This is a genomic window from Serratia ureilytica (genome assembly GCF_017309605.1).
Lineage (GTDB): Bacteria > Pseudomonadota > Gammaproteobacteria > Enterobacterales > Enterobacteriaceae > Serratia > Serratia ureilytica.
In genome coordinates, this window is the sequence record NZ_CP071320.1 from 2,588,346 (window position 1) to 2,608,796 (window position 20,451).

Annotated in this window: 15 protein-coding genes; 10 read left to right on the forward strand and 5 right to left on the reverse strand. The window is 58.4% G+C overall.

Annotated elements, in window-relative coordinates:
• Window positions 1-352: 352 nt before the first annotated feature.
• The 7 genes from J0X03_RS11985 (at window position 353) to J0X03_RS12015 (ending at window position 9,731) form a co-directional block, all read left to right on the forward strand.
• A complete protein-coding gene (locus J0X03_RS11985; protein WP_033650416.1) occupies window positions 353-2,458 on the forward strand; it encodes a putative bifunctional diguanylate cyclase/phosphodiesterase in 2,106 nt (701 codons plus the stop codon).
• A 277-nt stretch (window positions 2,459-2,735) separates the two neighbouring features.
• Window positions 2,736-4,112, forward strand: a complete 1,377-nt coding sequence (locus J0X03_RS11990; RefSeq protein WP_160204284.1) for a glycosyltransferase family protein — start codon at window positions 2,736-2,738, stop codon at window positions 4,110-4,112.
• A 76-nt stretch (window positions 4,113-4,188) separates the two neighbouring features.
• Window positions 4,189-5,466 (forward strand): glycosyltransferase family 2 protein, encoded by a 1,278-nt coding sequence (locus J0X03_RS11995; protein ID WP_033650419.1) that lies wholly within the window; start codon window positions 4,189-4,191, stop codon window positions 5,464-5,466.
• On the forward strand, window positions 5,466-6,914 hold the full coding sequence (locus J0X03_RS12000) for a radical SAM protein (protein WP_160204283.1): 1,449 nt from the start codon (window positions 5,466-5,468) through the stop codon (window positions 6,912-6,914). The genes J0X03_RS11995 and J0X03_RS12000 overlap by 1 nt, the downstream gene beginning before the upstream one ends.
• Before the next feature lie 3 nt (window positions 6,915-6,917).
• Entirely contained in the window at window positions 6,918-7,727 is an 810-nt protein-coding gene (locus tag J0X03_RS12005) for a hypothetical protein (RefSeq protein WP_015377860.1), read from the forward strand.
• Entirely contained in the window at window positions 7,724-8,896 is a 1,173-nt protein-coding gene (locus tag J0X03_RS12010; RefSeq protein ID WP_160204282.1) for an MFS transporter, read from the forward strand. The genes J0X03_RS12005 and J0X03_RS12010 overlap by 4 nt, the downstream gene beginning before the upstream one ends.
• 22 nt (window positions 8,897-8,918) lie before the next feature.
• Window positions 8,919-9,731 carry a hypothetical protein gene (locus tag J0X03_RS12015; protein WP_122016578.1) on the forward strand — a complete coding sequence of 271 codons (813 nt, stop codon included), beginning with the start codon at window positions 8,919-8,921 and terminating at the stop codon, window positions 9,729-9,731.
• Between the two features lie 30 nt (window positions 9,732-9,761).
• On the opposite strand, the gene J0X03_RS12020 is transcribed toward J0X03_RS12015, so the two are convergent.
• Window positions 9,762-10,955 carry an MFS transporter gene (locus tag J0X03_RS12020; RefSeq protein ID WP_160204280.1) on the reverse strand — a complete coding sequence of 398 codons (1,194 nt, stop codon included), beginning with the start codon at window positions 10,953-10,955 and terminating at the stop codon, window positions 9,762-9,764.
• Window positions 10,956-11,104: 149 nt separating this feature from the next.
• On the opposite strand from J0X03_RS12020, the gene J0X03_RS12025 reads away from it, so the two are divergent.
• A complete protein-coding gene (locus J0X03_RS12025) occupies window positions 11,105-12,022 on the forward strand; it encodes an ABC transporter substrate-binding protein (RefSeq protein ID WP_021504584.1) in 918 nt (305 codons plus the stop codon).
• A 57-nt stretch (window positions 12,023-12,079) separates the two neighbouring features.
• Here the strand turns inward: J0X03_RS12025 and J0X03_RS12030 are convergent, their stop codons facing one another.
• Entirely contained in the window at window positions 12,080-13,855 is a 1,776-nt protein-coding gene (locus J0X03_RS12030; protein ID WP_129993089.1) for a sigma-54-dependent Fis family transcriptional regulator, read from the reverse strand.
• Between the two features lie 275 nt (window positions 13,856-14,130).
• Between J0X03_RS12030 and exaC the strand changes: the two genes are divergently transcribed.
• Window positions 14,131-15,651, forward strand: a complete 1,521-nt coding sequence (exaC, locus tag J0X03_RS12035) for an acetaldehyde dehydrogenase ExaC (protein WP_160204279.1) — start codon at window positions 14,131-14,133, stop codon at window positions 15,649-15,651.
• 60 nt (window positions 15,652-15,711) lie between these two features.
• Here the strand turns inward: exaC and adhP are convergent, their stop codons facing one another.
• From adhP to J0X03_RS12050, 3 genes are all read right to left on the reverse strand, one after another.
• A complete protein-coding gene (adhP, locus tag J0X03_RS12040) occupies window positions 15,712-16,728 on the reverse strand; it encodes an alcohol dehydrogenase AdhP (protein WP_160204278.1) in 1,017 nt (338 codons plus the stop codon).
• 197 nt (window positions 16,729-16,925) lie between these two features.
• Complete coding sequence (gene blh / locus J0X03_RS12045; RefSeq protein ID WP_102948147.1) at window positions 16,926-18,215, reverse strand: bifunctional sulfur transferase/dioxygenase Blh; 1,290 nt, start codon at window positions 18,213-18,215, stop codon at window positions 16,926-16,928.
• 16 nt (window positions 18,216-18,231) lie between these two features.
• Entirely contained in the window at window positions 18,232-19,017 is a 786-nt protein-coding gene (locus J0X03_RS12050) for a sulfite exporter TauE/SafE family protein (protein WP_033650426.1), read from the reverse strand.
• 191 nt (window positions 19,018-19,208) lie between these two features.
• Here J0X03_RS12050 and J0X03_RS12055 point away from each other — a divergent pair, with 191 nt between their 5' ends.
• Window positions 19,209-20,444, forward strand: coding sequence for an NAD(P)/FAD-dependent oxidoreductase (locus tag J0X03_RS12055; RefSeq protein ID WP_047575827.1), 1,236 nt, complete (start codon window positions 19,209-19,211; stop codon window positions 20,442-20,444).
• The last annotated feature ends 7 nt before the right edge of the window (window positions 20,445-20,451 follow it).

The following is a 20,451-nucleotide window of genomic DNA, read 5'->3' on the forward strand; positions in this document are numbered from 1 at the left end:
TTTTTACCGCCCGGCATGCGGATTTTGTCAGTCATGATGCATAAGAGAGGCGGTATGACGAGTGAAAGAGCAGCAGAAAGACTGAACATTTCCTCAAAAAGAAACATCAGGTTTGATTACTTTTTTGCGGTTATTAAACCGCCTGGTCGGAGCACTTATTTTTCGATGCAATATAAGAGGGGCTTATAAATAACAGGAGTATTCCTAATGCGTTCTTGCGTAATCTATTTCATGCTACCAGGCCGATTTTTAGCCGCGCCCGCTGGCTATTCCCATTTTCATTGGCAAGACTATATTGAAAGAGGCTCTGCTATAGAGCAAGAATATGGGTAATTTTCCGAGGAAATACCGCATGAGCCTGTTGCCCGAGCAGACCAATAACAAAAATCCGATCGACCTCTACAGCGAAATCGTAGACGACTTGCCGGGTCTGATCTGTTTCGGCAACCGCCTTGGCGGTTACTTCAACAAGCAGTGGCGCGACTATACCGGCGCAATCGCCGGTGAGCACGGCGCCGCAGACTGGCTCGAGGCCCTGCACCCTGACGATCGCGAACGCCTGGCCGCGCAATGGCGCCAGGCCATCGTTGCCCTCTCCTCGTTCGCCGGCGAAGCCCGTCTGCGCGAGCGCAGCGGCGCCTACCGGTGGTTTATGCTGGCGTTTAACGCCCGCCAGGACGGCAAGGCGCTGGAGCCCAGCTGGTACCTCACCGCTACCGACATCCATCCGCAAATGCTGCAACGCCAGCAAAACGTTCAGGCGCTCTCTATCCAGCAAGACATGCTGGACGCCAGCGTCGACTGCATCAAAGTGATCAATCGCGACGGCACGCTGCGCCACATGAACCGCTCCGGCAGCCTGGCGCTCGGCCTCGATCCGGCGCAAAAAGAATTTGGCATGCCCTGGCTGGGGCTGTTGTCGCCCGAAGTTCGCCGCCGCGGCAGCAAAGCGTTGCGCAGCGTCAAAGCCGGTAAGAATGCGCGCTTCGCGGGATTGAGCGTGACGCCGCAGGGCAAAAAACAGCATTGGGACAACATCCTCTCTCCCGTCAGCGATGAGCACGGGGCCGTGGCCGAGATCTTGTGCGTCTCACGGGATGTGACGTCGCAGCGCGTGATGGAGCAACGCCTGCTGCTTGCCAGCGAGTATGACGAACTGACCGGCCTGCCCAACCGACGCCTCTTCAAGAAAAAGCTGAAGCAAGAGATGAAGCGCGCCCTGCACGGCAACAAGTCGCTCGGGCTGATGCTGCTGGATCTTGACCATTTCAAACTGGTGAACGATACGCTGGGCCACGCGGCGGGCGATCATCTGCTGCGGGTGCTGGGCAAAAGGCTGAGCGCCTGCATGAATACCCATTCGTTCGTCTCTCGCCTCGGCGGCGACGAGTTCGCCGTCGTGATCAGCGACGTCGAAAACGAGCAGGATATTTTCCGCATCGCCAACAAGTTTCTGCTGCAGCTGGAGACGCCGATCACCCACGGCGGCAAGACGTTGCATTGCGGCATGAGCATCGGTGGCGCCATCTATCCCAAAGATGCCCGCGATGCGTCAGAGCTGATGAAGTGCGCCGATACCGCGCTGTATGAACTGAAAGAAGGCGGCCGCGGCGGCGTCTACATGTTCGACAGCAAGATGATGGACAAAGCCCGCGCCCGCGCCAGTCAGCTCAACTACGCGCGCCAGATCGTGCGCGATAATTGCATTCGCCCCAACTACCAGCCGAAGGTCAGCCTCGCCGATGGCAGCATCGTCGGCTTCGAAGCGCTGCTGCGCTGGCATTGCCCGCAAAACGGCATACAGCTGCCGGCGACGGTCAGCGAGGCCTTCAACGACTATGAACTGGCGACCAAAATCAGCGAAGCCATGCAGCTGAAAGTCTTCGCCGATATCGCCCGCTGGCGCGCGGCCGGCGTGGCGGTGCGGCCCGTTTCGCTGAACGTGTCGCCGATCGAGTTTTTACGCGACAACTACGCCGAAACCTTCCTGCAACGCCTGCTGAAGTTCCACATTCCCCACCACCTGATCGAACTGGAAGTGACCGAACACGCGTTCAACAAGCACGGTTCGAAATACGTACTGCGCGCGCTGCACATGCTCAAAGAGATGGGTATCCGTATCGCGCTGGACGACTTCGGCACTGGCCACTCCTCGTTCAGCCATATCATGGACTACCCGCTGGACTGCATTAAGCTGGACTGCGACTTCATTCAACGCATGAACACCGAACCGGCGATCCTGGCGATCGTGGAAAGCATCGGCATTCTCGGTCAAAAGCTGTCGATCGATATCATCGCCGAAGGCGTGGAAACCGAGCAGCAGCGCCAAACGCTGTGCGAAGCCGGTTTCCATATCGGCCAGGGGTTTTTGTTCAGCCCGGCGGTGGGATCCCAGCAGGTGCCGACGCTGCTGCAGGCGATACTTCAGCCTGCCGAAGGCGGCACGGCGAATCGTTAAATCGGCATCGCATGCCCCACATTCGGGGGGCTTGATCCCCCCTCTTTTCCTCTGCTTGTTTCACGCCTCCCGCACCGGAATATTTGTGAGAGCCCTCACAAAGCATAAACGTATCTTTACATTTTTGAACGGTTAAGCTTCCGTTCTGTCAGATTTGAGTGTATTCCAGAGCGTCAAAACGATTCTTTTTCCACTCAATTGGGAACGTTACCGGAGACTTGTTAAGAAATAGTTAATTTAAATCAATGCACTACAAATAATAGCAGGAGGTACTGCGATGCACGAAAGGCAAGAGAAGAATGCAATGTTCATTTCGTTCGATGCCGTCTCGGTCTCGGGGATCACGGTGGAAGCAATGAAGATTGCCAAACGACTGCAAGCCTGTGGATTTCGCTCTTATCTTGATTTGGGATACGACATCAAGATTGATAAGGGAAACTTTAATAAACCCTATCAGCATGAGCATGACATCTACCGCGATGTCTTTACGCTGGTCCGCCTGGACGACATCACGTCGATTCCAGATTACCACCCCGCCTTTCTCGAGTACGCGCACGCGGCGTTGATCGGCCAGAAAACGCCCATTGACGAGCAAGAAAAAGCCGCTTTGTTGCATACCATCGCGTTGACGGCGCGGCAGCTGGCGGATCGCCTCATCGCCCAATGGGAAGCGTTCGCAATCAGCCATGTGGTGGTGGAAAACGGCACGCTGCCGGAAAACATCATCTATACCAAAGCGCTGTATCTGGCGATCGAAGATTATGGCCGACGTTATCGACTGACGCGTTTCGTCATCTGGCGCGATCATGACCTGATGTGGAACAGCGAAAAAAAGGTGCTCAAATACGGCCCACCGCCTTATTCTCACGCCATCAAACCTATCCCTTCAAAATACATTACCTATGTCACGCTCAATCACGATCTGAAGCAAAAGCTGGAGGCCTGGTGCAATCATGATGTCCATGTCGAGGTAAAGAAAAATACCTATGACTTCTCGGACAGTCACGAAAGAACGAATGTCAGAAAGCAGATGAATATTCGCGACAATGATCTTCTCATTGCCAGAACCACCCGCATCATCCCTCAGAAAAGATTGGACCGCGATATTATACTGATCAGCCGGCTGAACGATTTATTTATCCGCGACCACAACACGCGACGCGCCTATTTGGCGATCGCAGGCAATGAATATGAAAATCCGTCATGTTATCTGCAACTCGCTAAATTGGCGCAGGAACTGAATGTTCTCCCCTATGTCAAATTCGTCGGCATGCTTCCTCATGTCGATATGCGCTCGGAAAACGACGCGTTTTGCATAGAGGACCTCTATCACTCTTGCGACCTGGTCTCGTTTCTCACCTCGTATGATTATGATAGCTATGGCAATCCTATCGGCGAAGCGATCAGTTGCCGCCGTTGCTATATCACCACTCGCTACGAATATTATCACGAAGTCTACGGCCGGCATGGGTTTGAAGCGCCCGTCATGCCGATCTCCGAGTTACAGGATGGGCCGCCGAACGACGAATTCATCCAGGACGTCTACCGGTTCATTAATAACAAGGAGAAGATGAAGCGCGTGGCGGAAAAGAATTACGCGCTGGGCAAGCGGATTTTATCCAACAACGTCATGGAGTTCTTAAATATCAGCTAATCATCGAATGACGTGACATTTCATTTTCAGACAAGCCATTTCTAACTGTGGACTTTCATTAGCCCTTGGAGGATCTATGCGTGATACTGTTTTTGTGTCTGTCGTACTGCCCGTTTATAATGAAAGCGATCGTATTGAGGCGGTTTTACTTTCGCTGTTCAATCAGCACACCAAGAATGAATTAATCACCCACGACACTTACGAACTGATTGTCGTTGATAACAACTCCACCGATGATTCCGTCGCTAAAATAAACGCGTTTAGTGAAAGGCATCCGGCTATGGCCATTCATGTTATCGCCGAAACGGTGCAGGGTGTCTCCTCGGCCAGAAAACGCGGCATGGACTATGCGTCGCTGCGTTCTAAAGCCCGCGACAGCCGGCTGGGAAATAAACGCAAGCACTATATCGTTTCCGCCGATGCCGATTGTACCGTGGATGCATTTTGGCTTTACGAGCTGGTGAATACCATGATCGAGCAACAAGGCGACCTGGGCACCTGCAACTATTACTACCCTCCCGCAGAGTTTGAGCACCGCCCCAACCTGTTCCGCGAGATCCAAAAAACGCTGCGTCTGCGCGAATTTTCGTTCTCCCTGTTCGGCGGCTTCCCCGACGGCAAAGGGTTCGGGGTGGAGCGCAGCCTGTATGACGCGGTAGGCGGCATCGAAATCTTCTACCAGCTCAACCATGGCCGCTTTGTCGAACACCTGTCCGACGACTGGGACTTCGGCATTAAGGTCATCGCCTACGGCGGCAAGCCGGTTTACGCTCGCCATGCTTACGTTGAGATCAACAGCCGCCGGGTGGACACCATTCTCGATGAGGTGATCAACGGCATCGCCTACGGCAAGGACGGCATCATTATCATGAAGGACGTCCGGCCGGACGTTGAGCGACAGAAAACCGCGCTGGCGGACGCCACGCCGGCGGAGGCGAAACTGGCCTGGGACTACTCGGTCAAGGACTACACGCCAAAGAATATCTTACTGCCGGTGCTGCTCAATCCGTATCTGCTGTTGGAAAACAGCGAAGTGCGCGATTTCTTCTCCGGCCCGCTGGCCGACAGCCTCTACCGCCGCATTCATGAGCTGAAACACGAGATGCGCCTCATCGATTTCAAACCGATCCATGCCTACAAAACCCCCGCCTATCGGCTCTACCTCGAATTTCGCGATGCGCTGTTTGCCGCCATGCGGCGCGCCGTCGGTGACGATATCGGCTTCCCGCCCGCATTGCCGGCCTGCTTCGATACGGTCAAAGACGAGGATTTCACCCGCTTTGTTTATTACTTCTGTGAAGACCGCGAGTCCGGCGAAGCCCACAACTATTTCGGCAACGGGGGGGTCTTCTGATGAACGACGAAGCCTTGCACTCATTGCTGGATATCGATGAAAACTATCCCACGCCGCGGGTGAACGCGTTCCTGGCGCAACCGGAAAACCGGGCCTTTCTGGAGTACGTCCATAAGGATCCGTTCGGCTGTCACGTGTTCCCCGGCGATCTCGTCGACTACCCGCTGGCCGCGTTTTTTGCCGATATGGAGGCTGACATTCGCCAGGCGGGCAAAATCCACCTCTGGGCCTATATCCCGACCTGCCGCTATCGCTGCCATTTTTGTCAGTACCCCACGGTGATCCTCAATCCCAAGGCGCCCGCCTCTCAGGCGGTATTCCGCGATTTGGTCGATTTCAACATCAAGGAGGCGCAAATGTGGCTGGCGCGCGTGCCCAGCCTGGCCGAAGTGGAAATCGGTGAATTCAACGTCTTTGGCGGCACGCCGTCCTTGCTGCCGGAGCCGGAACTGCGCCGCATGATGGCCTTCTACTTCAGCCACTTTAACTTCACCAACGCCACCCTGCGCTTCGAAGGGGAGCCCGGCACCCTGAACAAAGCCTATCTGGCGCTGCTGAAAGAGCTCGGCTTCAGCAAAATCAGTTTCGGCACCCAATCCTTCAATGACGACATCATCACCGCCTGCGGGCGCATGCACTCGGCCGAAGAGTGCGTGGAGACCATTCATCATGCGCGCGCGCTCGGCATTGATTGGGTCAGCGTGGATCTCATTTACGGCATGCTGGGCCAAAGCGTGGACGACGTGAAATACGACATGGGAAAAACCCTCGAGCTGAATCTGTCGCACGTCGTCTGCACCAAGCTGCACATGGATGAGTTTATTAAAAATCGCACCGGCGTCTCGGGCGAGCGCGAAAGCCTGTGGCAGAAAAAGGGGCTGATCAGCATCAACAACCTGCGCTTCCCTGGGCTGGGCAAGCAGTACCAAATGCGCGAGCTGGTCGAGAACTACCTGAATGGCGGCTATACCGAACACCCCACCATGTACTTTCACCGCAATGATCAACAGCCGGAAAAGTGGAAATCGCTCATCACCGATCTCGACAAGCAGTATCCGGAAGTGGCGATCGGTTTGGGCGGCAGCTCCAAATCGACGCGATCCGAAGCCATCAACATCACCGGTTACAAGAAGTACAAGGAGGCGCTCAACCAAGACCGCCTGCCCATCGAGGAAAGCCGCGGTTTCTCCCCGATCCAGCGTGAAGTGAACGCCTTCAAAATGGCGCTCTCCACCTTGCTGCCGGTGGACGATCGGGTGTTTAAACGGCGCTTTGACGGCAACAGCCTGTTTGCTAACCCGGTCATCCGCCGCACGTTGAAAACCCTGGTGGATAAAGCGCTGGTCACCGTCGATGGTCCGTGCGTGACGCTCACGCCCATCGGCGTCACGCTGGTCGAAGCCATTATCAATACCCAATTTTCCGCCGCATTCGCCAATCAGGAGTGAAAGATGACGACGACAGTCTCCGATCCCAAACCGGTATTCAGCTTCTATTACATCGGCATCGATACCGAAGCCGGCGTCACGCCACAACAGTTTGAAACCTTCGTGCGCGAACAAGGCGTGCATATCCCCTGTTATCCCGGCTGGCGCTGGACGTTGCTGCGCGGCCTGCGCGGCGAACGCGTCGGGCAATACCTGATGCTGTACGAGATTGACAGCGCCGAGCAGCGCGATCGTTACGTCACCGCCACCGGGCAGCGAACGGCGCACGCGCACGAATTCTGGCGGCGGCATGCCGCCGCGCAGGAAATCCTCGCCGAGTGGCGAAAACTGGGCACCTACAGCCTGCTGCCGACGCTGTTCAGCGATTATCGCCTGCTGGCTGAGAACAGAAAAAGCGACGTGCCGCCCGGCCCGCGCTACCGGGAACGGCCGGGCGAACCGCCCGAGGCGCGCATTATCGGCATCCACAATCTGGCGCTGCGCGAAGGCGTGACCCCGGCGCAATTCGAACGCTTTATCGCCGAAAATCACCATCGCATTGAGGATTATCCGGGCTGGAAGTTTCACTTGCTGAAGGGAGAGCGCGGCAATCGGCTCGACCAGTACGCGGTGATGATGGAAATCGTCAGCCTGGCGGCGCTGGACGTGTTCTATCCGGAGCCCGATATCGCCACCGCCGAAGCGGCAACCTTCGCCAAAGCGCATCGCGACACCAAGCAAATGTATGAAGAGTGGAAGCAACTGGCGTCATTTTCCGGTTCACCGCAGATTTATACCGATTATCTGTCCGTCGCGCAGAGCCGATCGTCATGATGCTGCCTTGGCTAACCGGCGAGGCCGCAGAGAATCATCGCCGGCAAATCGCCACCCGAGCGATCTTCTTCCTCGCCGGGTTGGGCATGGCCGCCTGGGCGCCGTTGATCCCTTTCGTGAAAGCGCGATTGGGCATCGATGACGGCGCGCTCGGTTTGCTGCTGTTTTGCCTCGCCGCCGGCTCCATGGCGATCATGCCCTTCGCCGGGTATCTGATCGCCAAACTGGGGTGCCGCGCCGTGTTGCTGGGCGCTGGCGCCTTGCTGTGCATCGACTTGCCGCTGTTGGCGTTACTCGATGCTCCGCTGTTGATGGGGGCGGCATTGGGGGTATTTGGCGCCGTCAACGGCATCATGGATGTGGCGATGAACTCACAGGCGATAATCGTCGAGCGGGAGAGCGGCCAGGCGAAAATGTCCGGTTTTCATGGCTTCTACAGCCTTGGCGGCATTGCCGGCGCCGGCGGCGTCAGTCTGTTGCTGCTGGCGGGTCTCGCCCCGGTCCAGGCCATCGGCCTGATCGCCCTCCTCATCGCGATCCTACTGCTGATCGTCGCCGGCGATTTACTGGCGCACGGCGGCATCGGCGAGCGGCGACGGGGCGGCGCGCGGTGGGCGCTGGCCCACGGCAAGATCCTGTTTATCGCCCTGCTCTGTTTCTTCGTGTTCCTGACCGAGGGGGCGATGCTCGACTGGTCGGCATTATTCCTGCATGCCGAGCGCGGCGTGGCCAAATCGCAGGCGGGGATCGGGTTCACGCTGTACGCCGTCGCCGTGGCCTGCGGGCGGCTGTATGGCGACAGGCTGATCGGCGCCGTCGGGCGCTTTCGCACTCTGCTGCTCGGCAGCCTGTGCGCCGCGGCGGGCGTGCTGTTGACCGTCACCGTCCCTCTGGCATCGGCCGCCTTTGGCGGGTTGATGCTCGCCGGCATGGGCATCGCCAACATCGTTCCCATTCTGTTCAACGCCGTCGGCAATCAAAAACAGGTGCCGCCTGGCCAGGCGTTTCCGGCCGTGACGCTGGTCGGCTATCTCGGCTTATTAACCGGCCCGGCGCTGATCGGTTTTATCGCCAATTACACCAGCCTGGCCCTGGCTTTCGGCTGCACGTTGCTGTGCCTGTTGCTGGTCAGCATCAGCGCCAAAGCCGTGACGAACACATCTCACTAACTTAACTTGCGAGGATCGTTTAATGCATGCATCAACCACGCCGGTTTTCTCCCTGCACTACGTGGGAATCAACCTGAAACGGGGCGTCGCCTCGGATCGTTTCGAAGCGTTCGTTCGCCATAAAGGCGTCGCCATCCCGGCCTATCCCGGCTGGCGATGGACGCTGCTGCGCGGCCTGCGCGGCGAGCGTGAAAATCAGTACCTGATGGTTTATCAGGCTAAAGACGCCGCCACCTACGCGCGCTATATCGACGGCAACGGCGAGCTGACCGACGAGGCGCACGCCTTTTGGCGACAGCGTCCGGAGGCCGCCGCGCTGATTGGGGAGTGGAAAACCTTCGCGACCTTCGCCGAACTGCCGACCCTTTACACCTGTTACCGTCTGGTGGCCGAGAATAGCCGCAGTTCATTGCCGCCCGGCCCCAATTACCGCAGCGAACCAGGGAAGGAAAGCATTCAGCGTGTCATCGGCATTCATAACCTGGCGCTTAAAGCGGGCGTCTCGCCCGAGCGGTTTGAACGGTTCATTACCGACAACATCCACCGCGTGGAAGACTACCCGGGCTGGAAGTTTCACCTGCTGAAGGGCCAGAGCGGCAACCGGCTGGACCAATACGCGGTGATGCTGATCATTGAAAGTCTGGCGTCGCTCAACGCGTTCCATCCGGAGCTCGATGTCTCAACCGAGCAAGCGCTCAGGTTCGTGGCCGAGCATCAGGACACCGAACGCATGTACGACGAGTGGAAAACACTGGCGTCGTTCTCCGGCGCGCCACAAATCTACACGGATTACCTGGCGATTGGCGGCAACGAGAATGACGCCCATCGGGCGTAAACCGCGCGGCGGCGTTGAGCGCCGCCGCTTTCACGGCCGCCGTTCGCCGAACGGCGCCAGCTTCATGCCGATAAGCGTCACCACGCAGATGAGCGCCCCGGCGTAGAAGGTGGAGGCGGAACCGAACAGCTCCCACAGGGTTCCGGCCCCCAGACTCGCCAGCAGCAGCGCCACGCCGCTGATCAGATTGAACATGCCGAACGCGGTGCCGCGCAGGTGCGCCGGCGCGGTATGTGCCACCATCGCCGCCAATAGCCCCTGGGTCATGCCCATGTGCACGCCCCACAGCGCGACGCCAAAAAGCACCCCGCCCCAATGATCGCTCAGCGCCAATACCAGGTCGGCGGCGATCAGCACCAGCAACCCGGCTTTCAGCAATCCTTCATGGCTCATGCGGTCGGACAGTTTTCCGAACGGATAGGCCGAGCAGGCATAGACCAGATTCATGGCGACCATCACCAGCGGGATCAGCGCCAGCGGCGTGCCGCCTTGCTGCGCCTTCAACACCAGGAACGCTTCACTGAAGCGCGCCAGCGTGAAGATCGCGCCGATGCTCACCACCCACCAATAGCTGCGCCCCAGCAGCCGCAGGTTGGCGCGAGTGATCGGGTTGGTGCGCTTGTGGATTATCGCGGCGGCCGGCTCTTTCAGGCCGAAAAACAGCAGCGCAATCGCCAGCGCCGCCGGGATCGCCGCCACCCAGAAGATGGCGCGAAAATCGTTGTGCCACAGCAGCATCAGACCGACGGCCAGCAGCGGCCCTAAAAAGGCGCCGACGGTATCCAGCGACTGGCGCAGCCCGAAAGCCGCGCCGCGAATTTCCGGCGGCGTCACGTCGGCCACCTGGGCATCACGCGGCGCCCCGCGAATGCCTTTGCCCACGCGATCCAGCAGGCGCGCACTCATCACCATGCCGGACGACGACGCGATGGCAAAAAACGGTTTGCTGATGGCGCCCAACCCGTAGCCGAGCAGCGCCAGCCCTTTGCGTTTGCCGAGGTAATCGCTGAGCACGCCGGAGAACACCTTGACGATCAACGCCGTCGCCTCCGCCAGCCCTTCGATCAGACCGATGACAATCACGCTGACGCCGAGCGTCGTCGCCATAAACAGCGGCAACAGGCTATGGATCATTTCCGAGGAAACGTCCATCAGCAGGCTCACGCCACCCAATACCCACACGCCGCGCGGTATGCGGCCCAACGTAGCGAAACGCGACGACATGGTTCATCCTCGATCGATTCAGCACCGCCAGAGGCGCCTCATGATTTTTCCAAGATTGGTTAGTTGATTTTGTTCGTTCACAGATCTGCAGCCTTTAGAGATAGTGCAACGACCGTGTGACACCCATAATAATGAAGGTAATTAACATAATGATATATAGCAAAAAGATGATAGTGATTGCGGCGCTGCTGAGTTTTTCCGCCGCCGCCGCACCGGGCGTGGATCTCGTCGCCAACGAAACGCCGATCCACACGGTGAAGAGCGCCGAAGCCGTGGCCAAAATCCCCGCCGGCTTCCGGTTCGTGGAACCCGGCACGCTGACGGTGGCCATTTCCCTGCTGGGCAGCGGCCCGCCGTTCGGCCTGTACGCCCGCGACAATAAAACGGTGATCGGCAGCGAGGCGGACATCGCGCGCCTGGTGGCCGACGGTTTGGGGTTGAAACTCAAGCTGGTGCCCACGTCGTGGGAAGACTGGCCGCTGGGGGTGGCCTCCGGCAAATATGACGCCGCGGTTTACAACATCACCGTGACCAACGAACGCAAAACCAAATTCGATTTCGCCACCTATCGGCAGGATACGCTGGGCTTCTACGTCAAGTCCGACAGTAAAATCACCCAGATCAAAACGGCGCCGGATATCGCCGGTAAAAAGATCATCGTCGATTCCGGCACCAATCAGGAAGCGGTACTGCTGGCCTGGGACAAGGAGAACCGCGCCAAGGGATTGGCGCCGCTGCAGCCGGTGTACGTCACCGATAAGGCCGCCTCCACGCTGGCCATTCAGTCGGGCCGCGCCGACGCCACCTTCGGGCCCAACGTCTCCGGCGCTTATCAGGCGCGGCTGACCGGTAAAACCCGGCTGGTGGGCATCGTGCCCGGCGGCTGGCCGAAGACCGCCAACATCGCCGTCACGCTGAAGAAAGGCAACGGCCTGGTGGACGCGGTGCAGGCTTCGCTCAACAGCGCCATCGCCAACGGCAGTTATCTGCAGGTGTTGGATCGCTGGGCGGAGAGCGACGAGAAGATTGCCCATTCCGAGATTAACCCGCCGGGACTGGGGGATTGAGAGAGCAACAAACAGGCCCCGCGCAGCGGGGCCTTATCGCCCGTCAATCGATAAGCGTCATTCCTCTGCCGCTTTTCGCCTCCCCAGCTTGCGGTACAGCGTGCTGCGCGAAACGCCGAGCGCCTTCGCCGCCCGGCTGAGATTGCCGCCCGCCCTGTCGATCGCCGCCTGCAGATCCTCGCCGCCGGCGTCGGCGCATGCCTGGCGCGGCGACAGTACCGCGATCGACTGCGGCAGATCGTCCAGAGTGAGCACCGCGCGATCGTCCGCCAGCGCCAGCAGCACCTTGAGCGTACTTAACAATTGCCGCACGTTGCCGGGCCACGGATAGCGCGCCAGCATCGCCAGCGCCTCCGGCAACAGGCGAATGTCGCGCCGTTCGCCGCCCAGCTCCCGCCACAGCTGCAGAATGAACGCCTCCAATTGCGCCCGCTCTCTGAGCGGCGGGATGCGCAGGCTGTATTCCTGTATGCGATACAATAAATCTTCGCGAAACGCCCCCGTTTGCACCTGCCGATGCAGATCGTGGTGCGTCGCGCAAACCAGCGCGAAATCGACCGCATAGGCGCTGCGGCTGCCGAGCGGCGTGACCGTTTTCTCCTGCAACACCCGCAGCAGGCGCGTTTGAAGGCCCGCCGGCATGTCGCCGATTTCATCGAGGAACAGCACGCCGCCGTCCGCCTCGCGGATCTTGCCGATATAGCCTTTGGGGTTGGCACCGGTAAACGCCCCCGGCGCATAGCCGAACAGTTCGGACTCGATCAGCGGTTCCGGCAGCGCCGCGCAGTTGATCGCCACAAAGTTGCCGTTGCGCCAGCGACTTTCCTGAAACAGGCGGCGGCTGAAGTGCTCCTTGCCGCAGCCGGTTTCGCCGGTCACGCACAGAGAAAGGCCGGCGTTGAGAATACGCAACGCTTTCTGATGCTGCTCGTCGTGCCGTTCCGCCGGCGGCGTCGAACGCAGAGCGCTAACGCGGCGTTGGGGCGCCTCGAGCAGCGAATAATAGTGCCGTTGATTGCCGGCCAGCGTCTGGCGCGGCGCGCCGGAGGGTTGCCGCAACAGATCGGGGAACAGCTGAGCGAATTCAAGCGAGCCGAATGCGGCCGGCGAGAGTTGGAACTCGACCATCGCCAGCCGATTGGCGGCGATCAGCACTTCGTCGTGAAACACCAGCAGCAGTTCCTGCGCGCTGCCCAGGCGCCCAGCGTCGGCGTGCAGGCGCAGCGTCCAGTGACGATCGGCGATCGCGCTTCTGACCCAGCGGTGTTCGATATGGCGCACCGCCTGCATGATCAGACGCTGCGCATCAGGATACGGGCGCTGGGCCGGGGCAGAGAGATCCAGTATGCCGGCAATATGGCCATCCGGCCGGTAGATCGGCGCGGCGGTGCAGTTCAATCCGGCGTTTTGGTTGAGAAAATGCTGATCGCCGCGCACTTCGCAGAAAGCGCCCAGCGCCAGCGCAGTGCCGATGGCGTTGGTGCCCCGCTCCGCTTCTCCCCACTGGTTGCCCGGCGCCAGCGCAAAGCGCGACGCCTTGTGCAGAAAATCGTGATTGCCACGGGTTTCCAACACCAGCCCGTCGGCGTCGGCGATCACCACGATGGCCGGTTGACGCGTAATTTGCGCGCCCAACTGTTCGATCAGCGGCTGTACCCGTTGCGGCACCCAGTCGTTGCGGCTGCGCAGTTCTTCGAGCAGACCGGCTTTGATAAACGGGATATGTTGATCGGCGCGCGTCAGGCCGTAACTGCGGCTGCGCTGCCAGGATTCCGCCAGCGGGTGGGTCAGCAAACTGGCGCTCTCAGTGAGCAAGCGATCGTCAGGCAACATGCGTTTCTCCCCCGGCTGCAAGTGTTGCAAATATGTATCATGGGTGTGTATCAGGCGTTGCGACACGGAACACAAAAAATCATCGGTGGCAGCGGCACCGCTCGATTGGCTTACCCACATCAGTGCTTAACATTTTAATAAATAGCCATTTTTTTAATAACGCTACGTCCGTCGCTAATCTGGCACGGGGCGTGCTTCTCTGTGCTGCGGCGACAGGCCGCACTCACAGGCGCAGCGCAATAGCGCCGGTTATCATCTGCAGAGAGGTGCTTCACATGAAATATGTTCACCCCGGTTTGCCTGGCTCGCTGGTTTCGTTCCGTCAACGCTATGGCAACTACATTGGCGGCAAATTTGTCGAACCGGTATCCGGCAACTACTTCACCAACACCTCGCCGGTGACCGGCCAGCCGATCGCCGAATTCCCGCGTTCCGACGCCAAAGACATCGAACTGGCGCTAGACGCGGCGCATGCGGCGGCGGACGCCTGGGGTAAAACCAGCGTGCAGGAACGCGCCAATGTGCTGTTGGCGATCGCCGATCGCATCGAGTCGCGGCTGGAGATGCTGGCGCTGACCGAAACCTGGGACAACGGCAAACCGATCCGCGAAACCCTGAATGCCGATCTGCCGCTGGCGGTCGACCATTTCCGCTACTTCGCCGGCTGCCTGCGCGCGCAGGAAGGCACCGCGGCGGAGATCGACCAAAATACCGTGGCCTACCATATCTATGAACCGCTGGGCGTGGTCGGCCAGATTATCCCGTGGAACTTCCCGCTGCTGATGGCCGCCTGGAAACTGGCGCCGGCGCTGGCGGGCGGTAACTGCGTGGTGCTGAAACCGGCGGAACAGACGCCGCTCGGCATCAGCGTGCTGATGGAAGAGATCGGCGATCTGCTGCCGCCGGGGGTGCTCAACGTGGTGCAAGGTTTCGGCGCCGAGGCCGGCGAAGCGCTGGCGCGCAGCAAACGCATCGAAAAAATCGCCTTCACCGGCTCCACGCCGGTCGGCCGCCACATTCTCGCCTGTGCGGCGGAGAACATCATCCCCAGCACCGTCGAGCTGGGCGGCAAATCGCCGAACATTTATTTTGAAGACATCATGCAGGCGGAGCCGGCGTTTATCGACAAGGCGGTTGAGGGGTTGGTGCTGGGCTTTTTCAACCAGGGAGAGGTTTGCACCTGCCCTTCACGCGCGCTGATCCAGGAGTCCATCTACCCGCAGTTCATGGAGAAAGTGCTGGCGCGTATCACCACCATCCGCCAGGGCGATCCCTTCGACACCGAGACCATGATCGGCGCCCAGGCGTCAAAACAGCAGTACGACAAGATCCTGTCCTACATCGACATCGCTAAAAACGAGGGCGGCAAAATCGTTGCGGGCGGCGAGCCCGCTCAGCGCGGCGACGAAGTGCAAAACGGTTTCTACCTGCAGCCGACGCTGATCACCGGCGACAACAGCATGCGTTTCTTCCGCGAGGAGATCTTCGGGCCGGTGATTGGCGTCACCACCTTCAAGGATGAGGCCGAAGCCCTGGCGCTGGCCAACGACACCGAGTTCGGGCTGGGCGCCGGGCTGTGGACCCGCGACATCAACCGCGCCTACCGCATGGGACGTGCGATCAAGGCCGGCCGCGTATGGACCAACTGCTACCACCTGTACCCGGCGCACGCCGCGTTCGGCGGCTACAAAAACTCCGGCATCGGGCGCGAGACCCACAAGGCGGCGCTGTCGCACTATCAGCAGGTGAAAAACCTGCTGGTCAGCTACGACGCCAAACCGCTGGGCCTGTTCTGAAGCCGGCGTAATGAGATAACAAGAAGGCCACCCGCAGGTGGCCTTCTTTTTTCGCGTGGCCTACTTCGCCATGCCGAGATCGATCACCATGCGACCGCGAATGGTGCCCGCCTTCATCTCCTCGAAGATGGCGTTGATATCGCCCAATGGCCGTTTGGTCACTTTCGGCGTCACTTTGCCTTCGGCGGCGAACTGGAACGCCTCTTTCAGATCTTCGCGCGTGCCCACCAGCGAACCCACCACCTGAATGCCGTCCAGCACCAGGCGCGGAATGCTCAGATCCATACTCTCCGGCGGCAGCCCCACGGCCACCACTTTACCGCCGGCGCGCACCGCATTGACCGCCGAGTTGAAGGCGGCTTTCGCCACCGCCGTCACCACCGCCGCGTGAGCGCCGCCGGTTTGCTGCTGAATGATCTCCTCCGCGTTTTGCGTTTTGGAGTTGATAGTCAGATCGGCGCCGATCTGTTTGGCGAACTCCAGCTGGCCATCATTGACGTCGATGGCGATCACTTTGGCGTTAAATACGTTCTTGGCGTACTGCAACGCCAGGTTGCCCAGCCCGCCCAGGCCATAAATGGCGATCCACTGCCCCGGCTTGATATCGGAAATCTTCACCGCCTTGTAGGTGGTGACGCCGGCGCAGGTGATGCTGCTGGCGGCGAAAGAATCGAGCCCGTCCGGCACTTTCACCGCGTAGTCCGCCACCACGATGCACTCTTCCGCCATGCCGCCGTCAACGCTGTAGCCGGCGTTTTTCACCGAGCGGCACAGGGTCTCGTTGCCGCTGACGCAGTATTCGCAGTGGCCGCAACCCTGGTAAAACCAGGCGACGCTGGCGCGGTCACCCACTTTTAACGAGATGACGCCCTCACCGACGGCGGAGACCACGCCGATGCCCTCATGCCCCAACGTAATGCCCGGCACCTCGCCGAAATCGCCGTTTTTCACGTGCAAATCGGTGTGGCACACCCCGCAACACTCCATTTTCAACGCCGCTTCGCCGTGCTTCAGCGGGCGCAGCACTTTATCCTGAATGTCTACGGTATGGTTTTTCGTCACTACGGCAGCTTTCATGGTGTTTTCCTTAGCAGTGTGGGAAGTACAGTTGTTAATGTAGTGACTGTATTCGGCGAGGGCAAGCGCCGCGTGTTTTGTGTAAAAACAAATAATTAAATATGAATCAGTCTGATTATTTCATAAAAAACCATTAACAGACGGCGCGATCGCCTTGAGATTGGCAGCCGTGAACGATCGCGCCTCTCTGGCTTGATTTACCCCTTGAAGCGATTAACAGGGATTTTGAGGTAGTGCCGCCCATCATCTTCGCAATCAGGCAGAACGCCGCCGCGAATGTTGACCTGCAGCGCCATCAGCATCAATTCCGGATGCGGCAATGTGGCGTCTCGCTGCTTTCTTTGCGCGATAAATTGGGCTTTATCCATGTTGACCACCCAGGGGTTGTTCTCGCGCTGCTCTCGCACGGTGCTTTCCCAGCGGGCCTCACGCCCCGCCGGGCGATAATCGTGGCCGGTAAACAGGCGGGTATCCGCTGGCAGGCTCAAGATCCGCTGCAACGAATCCCACAGGGCTTCCGCATTTCCGCCGGGGAAATCGGCCCTTGCGGTGCCGCTGTCAGGCATGAAAAACGTATCGTGAATAAACGCCGCATCGGCAATGTGATACGTGACGGAAGCCAGGGTGTGGCCAGGAGACAGCAAGACTTCAGCGCGCAGGTTGCCGATGAAAAAGACGTCCCCATCAGCAAACAGCGCATCCCACACGGTCTCGGCGGGAGGCAGTTCCTTCAAATTATAGATGTCTTGCCACAGCCCCTGCACGGCGGTGATTTTTTCGCCTATGCCGCTGAGGGCGCCGGTTTTCTGCGCCAGCCAGGTTGCGGCAGAAAAATGGTCGGCATGCGGGTGCGTATCCAGCACCCAGGCCACGCCCCATCCTTGCTGTCGGATAAAGCTCAAAATGGTGTGCGCCTGCTGATGCGATACCGTGCCCGATCGGCGGTCAAAATCCAGTACCGGGTCGATGATGGCGCAGCGACGAGCCTCGGGATCGGCGACGACATACTGCAGGCTGCCGCTTTCCGGCTCATAAAATGCGTGCACTTGCGCATGAGACTGAACGGACTGATGCCGGCGATACCAGCTGAGCGCCTTATCGGCATCCGCGCCATATTCTTCGCATTGGCTGCGGAATCGCGCTTCATCGATCCGCCCTTCGCGCAGCGCATGCAGCAGAGCAAGGCAGGCTGAGCGCGCCCCGCTCCGGCAGTGCGCCAGGGTCTTCTTGCCCCGCCGCAACAGGTAATGGAAGGTATAAACGGTCTCCCAGGTCAGCGTGTCGAACGTGTAAGGAAGATAGACGTAGTCTATGCCCATGCCTTCAGCCAGCGTTTTCTCTTGCTGATGGGATAGATGCTCCCCCGGTTCTTCATCTGGCCGGTTGTTGACGATAAGCCGGTAGCCTTGTTGATGCAGGGTAGCGAAATCACTCGCTGCGGGCGCCCCCGAAAAGGAGAGCTGATGATGGTATGTACGGATGCGCATATTTTTTCCTTCTGTCTTATAAGCTTTTAAAAAGCATATAAAGGGCCAGCACCAAGAGCATGGCGGCGTAGAGCACACGGATAATGTCCTCGCGTTTCTTCAGGCGTTCGGTGAGCGCAACCCCCACGACGCCCCCCAGAACACCGCCGACGATCAGCCAGCACGTGATGACGAGCGACACCTTGCCGGACAAGGCATAGCTTGCGCTCGTCGATAAACCCATGGCAGAAACCACCACCAGCGAGGTGGCCACCGCTTCAAGCAGCGAAAAGCGGAAAAACCAGAGCAGCGCCGGCACCACTAAAAATCCGCCGCCGATACCCAGAAAGCCGGCCACCGCGCCGAGCGCCAACACGCTGAGCCACACGATGGCGGGATGAAAGGTTGCATCCGGGGAAGCCAACCCGTTGCCGGCCCGGTGATTTTTTTTCAGCGTTAATCCGGCGACAATCAGCATCAGCAAAGCGAAAGGCAGGGTTAGATAGCGCCCGTCCGTGATTTTTCCCATCTGTGAACCTGCCAGCGTTCCTGCCACCGCGACCAGCGACACGACAATGCCGGTTCGCCACCGGACGTTTCCTTTGGCGGCGTGCGCAAAAAGGTTGAGCAGCGCGCTGACGGCGACGGCCATGGCGCTGGTGCCTATCACCAAATGCGTATCCGGGATTTGCACCATATACAGCAGCAGCGGCACACAAACGATGGAGCCGCCTCCGCCTGTCAGGGCCAAGAGAAATCCGACTATTCCTCCGGTTATCACCAATAACATCAGGGTATAAAAAGTAAAATGGAAAAAATCCAATGCGCTAATTCCTGAACGGTGTTTGTGGCATTTATTAACGATCAGTTCGCATTGATTGTCAAATAACTTATTACATTTAGCTATTACATATAGCTAAATCGAATATGTGATTTTCAATATAACCATAAGTTCTATGAATTCCCTTTTAATCTGGGCATTAACCCCCTACTTTCTTATGAAAGGAGGCCTGCATGAAACCGGAAAAAATAAACACCCAGAAAAAAGTTGTTGTTATTGGCGGTGGTTCATCTGGAATAAGCGTCGTGGCAAGCATAAGGAAGCGAGTTAAAGGCATTGATATAACGGTAATTGAACCTGGCGACTGTCATTATTATCAACCGGCATGGACCCTGGTGGGCGGCGGGCTTTTTGATATCAATGAAACGCGGCGTTCCATGCGCGCCGTCATCCCCCCAGGAACCGCATGGATTCAGGATAGCGTGGTCAGAGTGGAGCCCGGCCAAAAATATGTCGAGACCCGCCAAGGGCAGAAAATAAACTACGACTTCCTTATTGTTGCCTGCGGCCTCGTTTTACGTTGGGATAAAATAGAGGGTCTTGAAGAAACGTTGGGAATGAATGGCGTCACCTCTAATTATCGTTTTGATCTTGCGGAATACACCTGGAAACTGGTTCGTGAAATGCAAGGCGGCGAGGCGATATTTTCTCAACCACCAATTCCGATAAAATGCGCCGGCGCGCCGCAAAAAGCCTTATACCTTTCATGCGATCACTGGCGGCGACAAGGTGTCCTTAATAATATTAACGTCAATTTTTGCCTGGCGGGCGCGGCGGTATTCGGCGTGCCGCAATTTGTTCCTCCGCTGACCGATTACTTGAAAAAATACCGCGCACAGGTCAACTTCCGGCATAATTTAGTTCGCGTTGATGGGCAGCGTCGGCAAGCGACCTTTTCTCTGGACGGTGATGAAGAAGGCAAACGCGAAGTGACACTGCCCTTCGATATGCTGCACGTAGTGCCGCCGCAATCTGCGCCGGCGTTCATTTCACAAAGTGGGTTGTCTGACGAGTCAGGTTGGTGCGACGTGGATAAATTCACCCTACGGCATAAGCAGTGGCAGACGATTTTTGCGGTTGGCGACTGTTGCGCCACGCCAAATGCCAAAACCCTGGCGGCGGCTCGCAAACAGGTGGTGGTGGTGGCAGAGAACATCGCGGCGCAGCTTAACGGCGCCCCTGATGCGGCACGGTATGATGGTTATGGCTCCTGCCCATTGACGGTAGAGAAAGGCAAGGTTGTTCTGGCGGAGTTTGGTTACGACAGTAAATTGCTCCCCACCTTTCCTCTGTTCGACAACACGCATCCCAGCCGTATGGCATGGTGGCTGAAGGCCTGGTTTTTACCCAAATTTTACTGGGCGGGCATGTTGCGCGGGGTCGAATGGTTTGCCAAAAGCAAGCCATAGCGACCGT